This is a genomic window from Pantoea sp. K16 (assembly GCF_048452805.1).
Lineage (GTDB): Bacteria > Pseudomonadota > Gammaproteobacteria > Enterobacterales > Enterobacteriaceae > Pantoea > Pantoea agglomerans.
Map to the genome: position 1 here is coordinate 284,468 of NZ_JBLWNV010000003.1, position 13,294 is coordinate 297,761.

The 13,294-nt window shown below is 54.5% G+C and carries 10 protein-coding genes, 1 pseudogene and 1 other annotated feature; of the genes and pseudogenes, 6 read left to right on the top strand and 5 right to left on the bottom strand.

The window, feature by feature from the left end:
- Window positions 1-108: 108 nt before the first annotated feature.
- Window positions 109-2,733, bottom strand: coding sequence for a type I DNA topoisomerase (gene topA / locus ACK13D_RS05780; RefSeq protein WP_418795907.1), 2,625 nt, complete (start codon window positions 2,731-2,733; stop codon window positions 109-111).
- 371 nt (window positions 2,734-3,104) lie between these two features.
- Between topA and ACK13D_RS05785 the strand changes: the two genes are divergently transcribed.
- Window positions 3,105-3,353 carry a YciN family protein gene (locus ACK13D_RS05785; protein WP_167423074.1) on the top strand — a complete coding sequence of 83 codons (249 nt, stop codon included), beginning with the start codon at window positions 3,105-3,107 and terminating at the stop codon, window positions 3,351-3,353.
- A 31-nt stretch (window positions 3,354-3,384) separates the two neighbouring features.
- On the opposite strand, the gene sohB is transcribed toward ACK13D_RS05785, so the two are convergent.
- Window positions 3,385-4,431 carry a protease SohB gene (gene sohB / locus ACK13D_RS05790; protein WP_010244469.1) on the bottom strand — a complete coding sequence of 349 codons (1,047 nt, stop codon included), beginning with the start codon at window positions 4,429-4,431 and terminating at the stop codon, window positions 3,385-3,387.
- A gap of 173 nt (window positions 4,432-4,604) precedes the next feature.
- Between sohB and ACK13D_RS05795 the strand changes: the two genes are divergently transcribed.
- Together ACK13D_RS05795 and cobO are read left to right on the top strand one after the other, a co-directional pair.
- The gene (locus tag ACK13D_RS05795; protein WP_010244466.1) at window positions 4,605-5,366 is read left to right on the top strand and encodes a YciK family oxidoreductase; all 762 of its coding nucleotides are present in this window, start codon (window positions 4,605-4,607) and stop codon (window positions 5,364-5,366) included.
- Complete coding sequence (gene cobO / locus ACK13D_RS05800; protein WP_111533853.1) at window positions 5,366-5,956, top strand: cob(I)yrinic acid a,c-diamide adenosyltransferase; 591 nt, start codon at window positions 5,366-5,368, stop codon at window positions 5,954-5,956. The genes ACK13D_RS05795 and cobO overlap by 1 nt, the downstream gene beginning before the upstream one ends.
- A gap of 54 nt (window positions 5,957-6,010) precedes the next feature.
- On the opposite strand, the gene rluB is transcribed toward cobO, so the two are convergent.
- Window positions 6,011-6,901, bottom strand: coding sequence for a 23S rRNA pseudouridine(2605) synthase RluB (rluB, locus tag ACK13D_RS05805; RefSeq protein WP_010670251.1), 891 nt, complete (start codon window positions 6,899-6,901; stop codon window positions 6,011-6,013).
- Window positions 6,902-7,680: 779 nt separating this feature from the next.
- Between rluB and ACK13D_RS05810 the strand changes: the two genes are divergently transcribed.
- Window positions 7,681-8,328, top strand: coding sequence for a hypothetical protein (locus ACK13D_RS05810; protein ID WP_010244455.1), 648 nt, complete (start codon window positions 7,681-7,683; stop codon window positions 8,326-8,328).
- Between the two features lie 10 nt (window positions 8,329-8,338).
- On the opposite strand, the gene ACK13D_RS05815 is transcribed toward ACK13D_RS05810, so the two are convergent.
- A complete protein-coding gene (locus ACK13D_RS05815) occupies window positions 8,339-8,959 on the bottom strand; it encodes an L-threonylcarbamoyladenylate synthase (protein WP_003853883.1) in 621 nt (206 codons plus the stop codon).
- A gap of 12 nt (window positions 8,960-8,971) precedes the next feature.
- Window positions 8,972-9,856 (bottom strand): RNase RNM, encoded by an 885-nt coding sequence (gene rnm / locus ACK13D_RS05820; protein WP_010244449.1) that lies wholly within the window; start codon window positions 9,854-9,856, stop codon window positions 8,972-8,974.
- 153 nt (window positions 9,857-10,009) lie between these two features.
- Window positions 10,010-10,111: a sequence feature (Trp leader region), on the top strand.
- 23 nt (window positions 10,112-10,134) lie between these two features.
- On the opposite strand from rnm, the gene ACK13D_RS05825 reads away from it, so the two are divergent.
- Both ACK13D_RS05825 and trpD read left to right on the top strand, forming a co-directional pair.
- Window positions 10,135-11,700: an anthranilate synthase component 1 gene (locus tag ACK13D_RS05825; protein WP_010670253.1), complete on the top strand. Its 1,566-nt coding sequence runs from the start codon at window positions 10,135-10,137 to the stop codon at window positions 11,698-11,700.
- A pseudogene (gene trpD, locus ACK13D_RS05830) lies at window positions 11,700-13,294 on the top strand (bifunctional anthranilate synthase glutamate amidotransferase component TrpG/anthranilate phosphoribosyltransferase TrpD). The gene ACK13D_RS05825 and the pseudogene trpD overlap by 1 nt, the downstream one beginning before the upstream one ends.

Consider the following 13,294-nt stretch of genomic DNA (forward strand, 5'->3'; position numbering starts at 1 on the left):
ATCAGGAAAGGTCGGAAATGCTATAACAACTATATCAGTTTAAGTGAGAGAGTAGAACGGATTGATATAAGGCTCAGAAAAAGGCCAGCGAGCGCTGGCCTTCAGGGATTACTTTTTCGCTTCCTGCCATTTGCCATCTATATAGAAGGCGGACCAGCCGGTTGCCTTGCCCTCTTTTTCTGAGGAGACATACTGCTGTTTGGTCTTGCGGCTGAACCGCACCAGCGTTTTGTTGCCTTCCGGATCGGCTGCTGGCGCGTCGGCCAGATATTTCAGCTTCTCAGGCAGACGATCTTTGAAGCGCTGAAGCTCTTCCACCAGCGGCGCACGCGTCTCGCGTGATTTCGGGAAGGTGTTGGCCGCGAGGAAAACGCCCGCCGCACCGTCACGCAACACGAAGTAAGCATCTGACTTCTCACACGCCAGCTCTGGCAGCGGAACCGGATCCTCTTTCGGCGGAGCAACTTCACCACTACGCAGGATCTTGCGGGTGTTTTTGCACTCTTCATTGGTACACGCCATGTACTTACCAAAGCGTCCCATCTTCAGGTGCATCTCCGAACCACACTTCTCGCACTCCACTACCGGGCCGTCATAGCCTTTGATGCGGAATTCGCCCTTCTCAATCTCGTAACCATCACACTCCGGGTTATTACCACAGACATGCAGTTTACGTTCGTTATCGATCAGGTAGCTGTCCATGGCCGTGCCACACTTCTGGCAGCGACGACGGGCACGCAGGGCGTTGGTTTCAGCATCATCCCCTTCCAGAATATTGAGAACTTCATTTTCCGGGATCAGGTTGATGGTCTGTTTGCAGCGCTCTTTAGGTGGCAGCGCATAGCCGGAACAGCCCAGGAAGACGCCGGTACTGGCAGTTCGAATCCCCATCGGACGGCTACAGGTCGGGCAGTCAATCGAGGTCAGCACCATCTGGTTCGGCTGCATCCCGCCCTCTTCAGGATCTTTCTCAGCCAGTTCAAGCTGCTGGGTAAAATCGGTGAAGAAGTAGTCGAGTACCGCTTTCCATTGCGCCTGGTTATTGGCAACCTGGTCAAGGTTGCTCTCCATGCGGGCGGTGAAATCATAATTCATCAGTTCGCGGAAGTTCTCTTCCAGACGATCGGTGACGATTTCACCCATTTTTTCCGCATAAAAACGGCGGTTTTCAACCCGTACGTAGCCACGATCCTGAATCGTCGAGGTAATGGCGGCGTAGGTGGATGGACGACCAATTCCGCGCTTCTCCAGCTCGCGCACCAGTGACGCTTCGCTGAAGCGCGCCGGTGGCTTGGTGAAGTGCTGACCGGGTAGCAGTTGTTGCAGGTCCAGAACATCACCCACGCTTACCGCAGGCAGCGTACGATCTTCATCATTCTTACGCAGCGCAGGCATCACTTTGGTCCAGCCGTCGAAACGCAGAATACGGCCTTTCGCTTTGAGCCGGAAATCACCGGCGGCGGCAGTAATGGTGCTGGAGTCATATTTTGCTGGTGTCATCTGACAGGCAACAAACTGACGCCAGATCAGCTGATAGAGTTTCTGCGCATCCGCTTCCATATCTTTCAGCTTTTCCGCCACCACTTCCACATCAGAAGGACGAATCGCTTCGTGCGCTTCCTGGGAGTTCTCTTTGCTGGCGTAAGTTATGGCGTTTTCAGGCAGATACTTTTTACCGAAATTGCTTTCGATATAGCCACGCGCCATGGCGACCGCATCCTGACTCAGGTTGGTCGAATCGGTACGCATATAAGTAATGTGGCCCGCTTCATACAGCCGCTGGGCCATCATCATGGTCTTCTTAACGCCAAAGCCGAGACGGGTGCTGGCAGCCTGCTGCAGTGTCGAGGTGATATAAGGCGCGCCCGGCTTGCTGCTGGTCGGCTTATCTTCACGATCCACGATCTCATAGCGCGCTTTTTCCAGCAGCGCGACGGCGGCATACGTCTCGTCGCGGTTGACCGGACGGAAGGCTTTATCGCCTTTGTGCGTCACGTCCATCGACAGCTCATCGCCTTTCGGCGTGGTCAGCGCGGCATTAACTTCCCAGTACTCTTCGGGAACAAAAGCTTTAATCTCACGTTCACGTTCCACCACGAGGCGAACGGCAACGGATTGCACACGTCCGGCAGAGAGACCACGAGCGATCTTTTTCCACAGCAGTGGCGAGACCATGTAGCCCACCACGCGGTCCATAAAGCGACGCGCCTGCTGAGCATTAACCCGATCAATATTCAGTTCGCCCGGCTTTTCAAACGCCTGACGAATCGCATTCTTGGTTATTTCGTTAAACACGACGCGGCTGAAGCGCGAGTCATCACCACCAATCACTTCCCGCAGGTGCCAGGCAATGGCTTCCCCTTCGCGGTCAAGGTCGGTTGCGAGATAGATGTGGTCAGCATTGGCGGCTAACGCCTTCAGTTCGGCGACCACTTTCTCTTTGCCGGGCAGAATCTGATAGTCCGCTTCCCAGCCGTGATAGGGGTCAACACCCATGCGGCTGACGAGTGCGGCCTTCTCATCTTTTTTAACTTTTTTGACTTTCTTGTCAGTCGAAGCGTCTTTGACTTTCTTATCTGTCGAGGCGTCAGCACTTTTCTTCGCGGTTGAACCACTGGTCGGCAGATCCCGGATATGACCCACGCTGGATTTAACCACGTAATCACTACCCAGGTATTTATTGATTGTTTTAGCCTTTGCCGGGGACTCAACAATAACGAGTGCTTTACCCATATTTACCTTTACCTAATGAAAACATCCTGCTTAACGGGAGAGGATTGGATGCCCAAAAACCCAATGGGTTCAATATTGCTGCGCCTGTTTAACATTTCAAGGCGGAGGGGTCAATCTCAGATCAGATGATGTGGCGTTATGCAACTGCATGATAAAGAGTGCTTTTTCTATCTGAACTCATCGCACATCCTGGTGCAAAATCCCTGAAATCGGAATCGCCCACACTCTACCTGATAAAATCTGTTACGCAACTTAATTAGCACTCAGCCCGGACTTACGCCAGGTTTTCATCGATTACACCGATTTGTCACAGCGTGTGACTCGCCAGTAATATAGAAAGGATTGGAGTACTGTCAAACAGGAGTCAATAAATGCAGAGTTCAACTCAGGCTATTTCCCGCCAGGCGTTGCTGGAAAAGGCCAATGCGCTGATCAAAGAACATGATGATTATTTAGCGGGAATGCAGGCGGATGAGGTGATTCAGCAGGGAGAAGTGCTGGTATTTCGCGGACCGTTTTTTCTCGATGCCGATGGAGTGCCGACGGCTAAAACCACGGCGGTGTTTAACGTGTTCAAACACCTTGCCGTGGAGCTGTCGCCGCTCTACCACCTGGAATGAAAAAACCCGGCGCAGGCCGGGTTTCGCATCATCAGAGCAGTGGCTTTTCGCCGCGCTGCCAGAGTTTCAGCAGCAGGCGCTCTGCCACCGAGCCGGCGCTCTGCGTAAATCGATCCATCACCTTACGGCGGCGGGCATAATGCACGCCGAGCACGCTGAATTTATCCATCTGACGGATGATCAGATCATCGCTGGTGCCGATTTCGTCAACCAGTCCGAGGTCCAGCGCCTGGCGTCCATACCAGTGTTCACCGGTTGCCACCTGATCGATGTCGAGTGACGGGCGCATCTGGTGGACAAACTGCTTGAACAGCAGGTGCGTTTCGTCGAGATCTTCCTGGAATTTCTCACGTCCCTCTTCGGTGTTTTCACCAAACAGCGTCAGCGTGCGCTTGTACTGTCCGGCGGTATGCAGCTCAATATCAATATCGTTCCGTTTCAGCAGGCGGTTGAAATTGGGGATCTGCGCGACCACGCCGATGGAGCCAATAATCGAGAAAGGTGCCGCCACAATACGATCGGCTACGCAGGCCATCATGTAGCCGCCGCTGGCCGCCACTTTATCCACGGCCGCCGTGATGCGCAGACCCTGATCGCGCAGACGCTGCAGCTGCGAGGCTGCCAGGCCATAGCCATGAACCACGCCGCCAGGGCTTTCAAGACGCAGCAGCACTTCATCGCCAGGCTGCTTGACGGCCAGCACGGCTGAAATCTCTTCGCGCAGTGAAGTCACCTCATGGGCATCCATGCTGCCTTTGAAGTCGAGTACATAGAGCGTGGGCTTCGCACTGTCTGTCTGCCCCTGCTTCGCCGCCTGCTTTTCCGCTTTGGCTTTCAGCTTTTCACTTTTCTTATGATTTTTCAGCCAGACTTTTTGTGCCTGAGGCTTCATTTTTGCCAGCTGCAAATCCTCTTTCATCTGTTGATAGTCATCATCCAGATGTGTCAGTCGAAGCTGACCGTTTTGTGCCCGTTTGCGTAACGCGGCATTCATCACAATCATGACAATCACAGCGACGGCAACCACCAGTGTCACCACTTTCGCTAAAAACAGTCCATACGTTGAAATAAAATCCATAGGTCGCCTTAGTAAACTGAGAATCAAAAACAGTTCGCCAGTTTAGCCGTTTTGCCCCGCTTCGTCGCCTGAAATGCCAGCAGCTGGCACAGAATGCGTGGGTTGGCGATTGCGCCCATTCGTAAATTCAGGCATAAAGCGGAATCATGCTGTTTTCGCTGGAGGACCCCGCTGTGCATTATCAACCGAAAAGCGACCTGCTCAATCATCGCATTATCCTGGTCACTGGCGCTTCAGATGGCATTGGCCGGGAAGCGGCGCTGACTTATGCCCGCTATGGCGCAGAAGTGATCCTGATGGGCCGTAACCCTGAGAAGCTTCAGCAGGTCGAACAGGCGATCAATCAACTCAATCTCTGTCCTGCTCACACTGTGGTGTTCGATCTGGCCGAAGCGACACCGGAACGTTGTCAGCAGGTGGCAGAACAGCTGGCACAGCAGTTTCCGCGTCTTGACGGCGTGCTGCATAACGCCGGTATCCTCGGTGAGATTGTGCCGCTGGCTGAGCTCGACCCACAGGTCTGGCAGCAGGTGATGAACATCAACCTGGACGCCACCTTCTTCCTGACGCAGGCGCTGTTGCCGCTGCTGTTAAAATCTGATGCCGGTTCACTGGTGTTTACCACCTCCAGCGTGGGCCGTACCGGTCGCGCGGGCTGGGGGGCTTACGCCGTCTCTAAATTTGCTACCGAAGGCATGATGCAGGTACTGGCTGATGAGTATAAAACGCAGGCATTGCGGGTGAACTGTATTAATCCGGGCGGGACGCGAACCAAAATGCGTGCCAGCGCGTTCCCGCAGGAAGATGCCAATAAGCTGAAAACCCCTGCCGATTTGATGCCGCTCTACCTTTATCTGATGGGTGATGACAGCCGTCGCAAAACCGGGATCAGCTTTGATGCCCAGCCAGGCAGAAAACCGGGAGCCGCTGAATAATGGCTGAGGATCGTCATCAACAGCGTCAGCAACGGTTAAAAGAACAGGTAGATGCGCGTATTGCTGCAGCCACGGAGGTTCGTGGCATCCTGATGGTCTTTACCGGCAATGGCAAAGGCAAAACGACTGCGGCCTTTGGCACCGCACTCCGCGCCACCGGTCATGGCAAACGCGTGGCGGCTATCCAGTTCATTAAAGGTGACTGGCCGAATGGCGAGCGAAACCTGCTGGAACAGCACGGTGTTGAATTTCAGGTGATGGCAACCGGCTTTACCTGGGATACGCAGAACCGCGAAACGGATACCGCTGCCTGTCTGGCGGTGTGGCAGCATGCAAAACGGATGCTGGCCGATGAGCAGCTGGATCTGGTGGTGCTCGACGAAATCACCTATATGGTCAGCATGGATTATCTGCCACTGGAAGAGCTGATAGCGGCCCTGCAACAGCGCCCGGCGCATCAGAGCGTCATCATTACCGGACGTGGCTGTCATCGCAGCCTGACTGAGATGGCGGATACGGTGACTGAGATGCGGCCGGTTAAGCACGCTTTTGATGCCGGGATACAGGCTCAGCAGGGAATTGACTGGTAACAGAAAAAGAAAACGCAGCCCTGGGGCTGCGTTTTTAGCGATCGGGCAACGTGATTAACCGGAGTTACGTTTGCTGCCCGGATTGCGGCGTGGTGCACGTGGGGTGCTGCTCACTTTACTGTGACGTTTCACGGCACGACGAATCTGGTTCGCTTTGGTGCGACGACGATCTTTTTCGACCACCAGTTTGGTAACCGTTTCATCATCCATCTCCACCAGATTACGCAGGTAGTTAACCGCAGGCAGATCCAGTTCGGTCCAGCCACCGCGTGGCAGGCCTTTTGGTAAGGTGATATCGCCGTAGCGAACACGCATCAGACGACTGACCTGCACGCCGACCGCTTCCCATAAACGACGCACTTCACGGTTGCGTCCTTCGGTCAGGGTCACGTTGTACCACTGGTTGATCCCTTCTCCACCGCCAAATTTCAGGGTTTTAAAGGCAGCCGGGCCATCTTCCAGCTGAACGCCCTTGCTCAGCTGACGAATTTTATCATCGTCGACCTGACCAAAGACGCGCACCGCATATTCACGTTCCACTTCACGGCTCGGATGCATCAGGCGGTTCGCCAGTTCACCGTCAGTGGTGAAGAGCATCAGACCACAGGTGTTCACATCCAGACGGCCAACGGCAATCCAGCGTGAACCGCGCAGACGAGGCAGACGGTCAAATACCGTTGGGCGCCCTTCAGGATCGCTGCGGGTACAGAGTTCACCTTCTGGTTTGTAGTAAGCAAGCACGCGGCAAACTTCGGTTGCTGATTCAGCAATCGAGACCAGATGGCCATCAATACGGATTTTCAGAGATTTGCTGCTTTCAACGCGGTCGCCCAGGGTGGCGATCTTGCCGTCGACGCTGACACGGCCAGCGGCAATCATTGATTCGATTTCACGACGCGAGCCATGACCGGCACGCGCTAAGACTTTCTGTAACTTTTCGCTCATTGAGCTTCCTCTTTGTCGCCTTCCCAGGCGTCACGGTAGGGTGATAATTCTTTCTGAATCAACAGGTTAACCTATTAATTCGGCCCCATTATACAGGCATTTACCCCTGAAGTAACGCGCTTTATGAGTGGGTCTGAAGCGAATTAAGAAGGGTCAGCCTCTGATAGTTTTAGATCTGATAATATCTGACGCTGATTTAAATAATCCCCGTGCATCTGACAGGAATAAGATTAATAAAATGCATGTATTAAAAACTTTATAGCTGATGACAATTAAATTTTCTAACCACTTTAGTTTCATCAACGTAATGTTCTGGTGATAAAAACCTTAACACTATCTTACACTTTCGCTGGTTTTCCCTTGCTTTTATTCTTCTTAAAAAAACATTAAAGTTAGCACAAACAACTGTTTTAATGACTTAATCCATTATAACCGCTCGGTAAATACAAAAAACCCAGATTTTTTCTAACGCAGATTTATTTAAGGCCTTATTTTCAAGGACATTTGATTCTTATTAGCTTTAATAAATTGTACGACACTATTAAGCTGATATACTTTATTCCTGTAGCACAATAAAAAGCAGGACTCACGACAGAGGGGTCCTGCAACAATGAAGTCCGGCTTTTGTTATTCGTTTATAAAAATAGTCTTTTTAGATTAATCCAATAAACCGGCGCATCCGGAGTTGTTGCGTTAATACGGTTCAGTGATGAACCTTGCTTGCATGTCAAAAATCTTCACCAGGGATTTCCCGACATGCCTGAATAAAGAAACCCATCATGAAAAACCTGTTGCTGTGCCCGGTGCTTGCTGCACTGGTGCTGAGCGGGTGTTCTGTGGGCCATACTGAGTACAGTCGTACGGCGATGCAGCACGTAGATATGAGCGTGACTGGCATTCCGACGATCCTCGGTCTCGGCACACTGGGCACCAGCATTCCTCTGACGCCTGAATATAGCCTGACAGCTGCGCACGTTGCCAAAACTGCCGTGCAGCGCGTCAAGTCTTATCACCCTTATTGCGACCTTGCGATTATTTATCACAAGAATGACGCCAGCACGCTGACTAAGTTCCGCAGCAGCGACATCGGCGATCCGGTTAAAATGTATGGCTACAGTTTTATTTCAGCGATGCCGGTTGAATCGACCGGAGTTAATTTAGCCCGTACGGCTATTCGGAATAACTGGAATAAAAGTCCCTGTATAGCCATGGCCTCCAATGCAGGTGTTGTTCAGGGGATGTCGGGCGGCGGCGTTTATAACCGTGATGATACGCTGGGCGGCGTGATTGTTGGCTATTCTGACTCGATTAAAAATGGGCGTAATAACAAAGTGATCCTGAAAGATGTGTCACTTTATATTCCTTACGGCCAGTTTAAAAGCTGGCTAGAGTCGAATCTGGCCCAGACACCGACACGCGGTGCCTGAGCCTGAGGGCTTACAGGAACGGGCGGGTATCGCCCACCCCTTCACGCACAATTTCCGGCGCATCGGTGGTCAGATCGACCACCGTGGTCGGCTGCTGGCCCAGCGTGCCGCCGTCGATAATCAGATCGACCAGCTTGCCGATGCTGTGCTGGATCTCTTCCGGATCGGACTCGGTGAAATCGTTGCCCGGCAGAATTAATGAGGTCGACATCATCGGCTGATTCAGTGCTTCCAGCAGCGCCAGCGCCACGGGATTAGAGGGCACGCGCAGACCAATGGTCTTACGTTTTTCATTCATCAGGCGGCGCGGCACCTCTTTGGTCGCCTTGAGAATAAAGGTGTAGTTGCCTGGCGTGTTGTTTTTCAGCAGGCGAAACGCTGAGTTGCCCACCTGCGAATAGACCGACAGCTCAGAGAGATCCCGGCACATCAGGGTAAAGTTGTGGTGCCCGTCGAGCTGACGGATACGACAGATACGCTCCATCGCGCCCTTCTCCTCCAGCCGACAGCCCAGCGCATAGCCGGAATCGGTTGGATAAACAATGACGCTGCCTTTGTTCAGGTAGTCAACCGCCTGATTAATCAGGCGAGGCTGCGGGTTGTCCGGATGAATATGAAACAATTGACTCATAGAAACCTCGTGTCACCTTTCCGTGATTGCCAGGCTGGGAGCCAGATCCGGGAAGCGCTCCCAGACCGGCTCAACCGCCGCGGGCAGCCAGAGTTTGCGGCCCAGTTCAATCCACGGACAGGGTTGATGAAAATCAGAACCTTGTGATGCGGCCAGTTCATTATCTCTGGCGTATTGCGCCAGCGTCGTGCGCTCATTAGGTGGCTGCTGGCACTGCGCGACTTCCATCGCATCACCGCCCACTTCGCGGAAATGGGCGACCAGCCGTTTGAGCCACTTTGCCGATAAACCGTAACGGCCAGGATGCGCTAGCACGGCGCAGCCACCAGAATGATGAATAGCATCAATAGCTTGTTTAATTGTACACCATTGTGGCGGCACGTAACCGGTTTTGCCACGCGCCAGATAATTTTTGAACACCTGCGCCATATTCTCTGCTTTACCCTGCTCAATCAGGAAGCGGGCAAAGTGACCGCGGGTAATGATGCCGCCATCAGCCAGTCGCGTGGCTCCCGCCAGCGCATCCGGGATACGTGCCTTCGCCAGTCGCTCACCAATCTCTTCTGCACGTGCTTGCCGACAGGCATGTTGTCCGGCCAGAAACGCCACCATCGCCGGATGGCGGATATCAATGTTCAGTCCCACGATGTGAATCTCATGGTTTTCCCACAGGGTGGAGATTTCTGCGCCTGCCAGCACTTTTATCGGTAAATCGTGATCGATTGCCGTTTGCTGCGCTTCATCTACCCCTGCAACGCTGTCGTGATCGGTGATCGCCAGTACGCCGACGCGCATCTCAACCGCTCGCTGCACCAGGGCGGCTGGGGTCAGTAAGCCGTCGGAGGCACGCGTGTGGCTGTGTAAATCATAAACCGGGAAACGGGCGATATCGCTCAAGAGAACTCCTGCAAAAACTAAACCGGCCAGCATGATAACGATTTTCACGGTCAGTGAAAAAGTGTATTGACATTTCCGCCCTGAACCCGTTAACTAGTACACAAGTTCACACGTAACGGGTATTCAATCATGGCTGTTGTAATCACGCATTTAAACGGTTGGCGCGATGTTCCCGAAAACGGGCGACAGGGTCGTGCACACTTTGCGTAAACGCTGTGCTAATACCTGAGCCCGCCACCGAGCGGGCTTTTTTTTGAGCGAAATTCAGAGAAATCATCATGCCAAATGCGAAACCTACAGTGAAGTTGATTACCGGCACCGCACCCTACCGCGAAGATCCGGCCGCAGTGTTTCACCAGCTGTGCGGCGCACGTCCGGCAACCCTGCTGCTTGAATCCGCTGACATCGACAGCAAGCGCAACTTAAAAAGCCTGCTGATTGTCGACAGCGCGCTGCGCGTCAGCGCAATGGGCAACAATGTCACCGTTCAGGCGTTGTCAGAAAATGGCCGCGCCCTGCTGCCGCTGCTGGATGAGGCCCTGCCTGCGTCGGTCAGCAATCAGGTTCGTCCCGATGGACGCGAGCTGACTTTCCCGCAGAGCACCGACCATCAGCAGGATGAAGATTCCCGCCTCAAGGCACTGTCGGTGTTTGATGCTTTGCGTCTGATTCCACAACTGGTCAACTCCCCTGCCGATGAGCGCGAAGCCGTACTGCTGGGTGGCCTGTTTGCTTATGATCTGGTTGCCGGTTTTGAAACCCTGCCGGAGCTGGATAATCAGCAACGCTGCCCCGACTACTGTTTTTACCTGGCAGAAACCTTACTGGTGATCGATCACCAGACCCGCAGTGCGCGTCTGCAGGCCAGCCTGTTCTGCCCATCCACCAGCGAGTTCCAGCGCCTGCAGCGCCGCATCGAGCAGTTGCACGGCCAGATGCTGCAACCGGCACCGGCTCTGCCGGTCCAGCCGGTAGAACAGATGACGCTGACCACCAGCCAGAGTGATGAAGAGTATTGCGACGTAGTACGCACACTTCAACAGGCTGTTCGCATCGGCGAAATTTTCCAGGTCGTGCCGTCACGTCGCTTCTCGCTGCCGTGCCCGTCGCCGCTGGCTGCTTATGAGACACTGAAAAACAGCAATCCCAGCCCCTACATGTTTTTCATGCAGGATCAGGATTTCTCATTGTTTGGCGCGTCGCCGGAGAGTTCGCTGAAGTATGACGCCACCTCCCGTCAGATTGAGATCTACCCGATTGCCGGTACCCGCCCGCGTGGCCGCCATGCTGATGGCTCACTGGACCGCGATCTCGACAGCCGCATTGAGCTGGAGATGCGTACCGACCATAAAGAGCTGGCTGAGCATCTGATGCTGGTGGATCTGGCGCGTAACGATCTGGCGCGTATCTGCGTGCCCGGCAGCCGTTACGTGGCTGACCTGACCAAAGTCGACCGCTACTCGTTTGTGATGCATCTGGTTTCCCGCGTGGTGGGTACGCTGCGCGCGGACCTCGATGTGCTGCACGCTTATCGTGCCTGTATGAACATGGGCACGCTGAGCGGAGCACCAAAAGTTCGCGCCATGCAGTTGATTGCCGGGGCTGAACGCACCCGTCGCGGCAGCTACGGCGGCGCGGTGGGCTACTTCACCGCCCAGGGCGATCTCGATACCTGTATCGTTATCCGCTCCGCCTACGTAGAAGACGGCGTCGCCACCGTTCAGGCGGGCGCAGGTGTGGTACTGGATTCAAATCCGCAGGCTGAAGCTGATGAAAGCCGCAACAAAGCGCGCGCCGTACTGCGCGCTATCGCGACTGCCCATCACTGCAAGGAGATCTTCTGATGGCTGATATTCTGCTGCTCGATAACATCGACTCTTTTACCTATAACCTGGTTGATCAGCTGCGGACCTTTGGTCACAACGTGGTGATTTACCGCAACAACCTGCCCGCCGAACTGCTTATTGAACAGCTGCAGCGGATGGAGAACCCGGTGCTGATGCTCTCTCCCGGTCCCGGCGCGCCAAAAGATGCTGGCTGTATGCCGGAGCTGCTGCGGGTGCTGCGTGGTCGTCTGCCAATTATCGGTATCTGTCTGGGTCACCAGGCGATTGTCGAAGCCTATGGCGGCCATGTGGGCCAGGCAGGCGAGATCCTGCACGGCAAAGCCTCTTCAATCGACCATGACGGCGAGGCGATGTTTGCCGGTCTGAGCAATCCGCTGCCGGTGGCGCGCTATCACTCGCTGGTGGGCAGCAACACGCCGGAAGAGCTGACGGTGAACGCCAGTTACAACGGGATGGTGATGGCCGTTCGCCATGAAACCGATCGCGTATGCGGGTTTCAGTTCCATCCTGAATCGATTTTGACTTCTCAGGGCGCGCGCCTGCTTGAGCAGACGCTGGCCTGGGCGCTGGCAAAGTAACAGGGAGAATAAACATGCAACAGACACTGGAAAAACTTTACCAGGCGCAGACGCTGAATCAGGCTGAGAGTCATCAGCTGTTCAGCGCCATCATTACCGGACAGCTGGAGCCAACGCAGCTCGCTGCCGCGCTGATCGCCATGAAAGTGCGCGGTGAAACGCCGGAAGAGATTGCCGGAGCCGCCACCGCGCTGCTGGAAGATGCCAAACCTTTTCCCCGCCCTGATTATGCGTTTGCGGACATTGTGGGCACCGGCGGCGACGGCAGTAACAGCATTAATATCTCGACTGCCAGCGCCTTTGTCGCTGCGACCTGCGGTCTGAAAGTGGCGAAGCACGGCAACCGCAGCGTCTCCAGCAAATCGGGCTCCTCCGATCTGCTGGCCGCCTTTGGCATCAATCTCGATATGCCTGCTGACCGGGCGCGCCAGGCGCTGGACGATCTCAATGTCTGCTTCCTGTTTGCGCCGCAGTATCACACCGGTTTTCGCCACGCGATGCCGGTCCGCCAGCAGCTTAAGACCCGTACGCTGTTTAACGTGCTGGGTCCGCTGATCAATCCGGCACGCCCGCCACTGGCGGTGATTGGCGTCTACAGCCCGGAACTGGTGATGCCGATTGCTCAGACGCTGAAAGTGCTGGGTTATCAGCGCGCGGCGGTGGTTCACGGTGGCGGAATGGATGAGGTGGCGCTGCACGACGTGACCCATGTGGCCGAACTGCGTGAAGGTGAAATTACGCGCTATCAGCTCTCGCCAGAGGACTTTGGTTTTGGCTTCCATCCCAAAGAGGCGCTGGCGGGCGGCACGCCGGAAGAAAATCGTGACATTCTGACCTCTTTACTCCAGGGTAATGGCCAGCAGGCCCATGAGGAGGCCGTCGCCGTCAACGTGGCGATGTTGCTTAAAGTATTCGGTCAGGAAGATCTGCGTGAAAACGCACAGCAGGCGCTTAACGCCATCCGCAGCGGACAGGCTTATGAGCGTGTTGTCGCACTGGCAGCAAGAGGATAA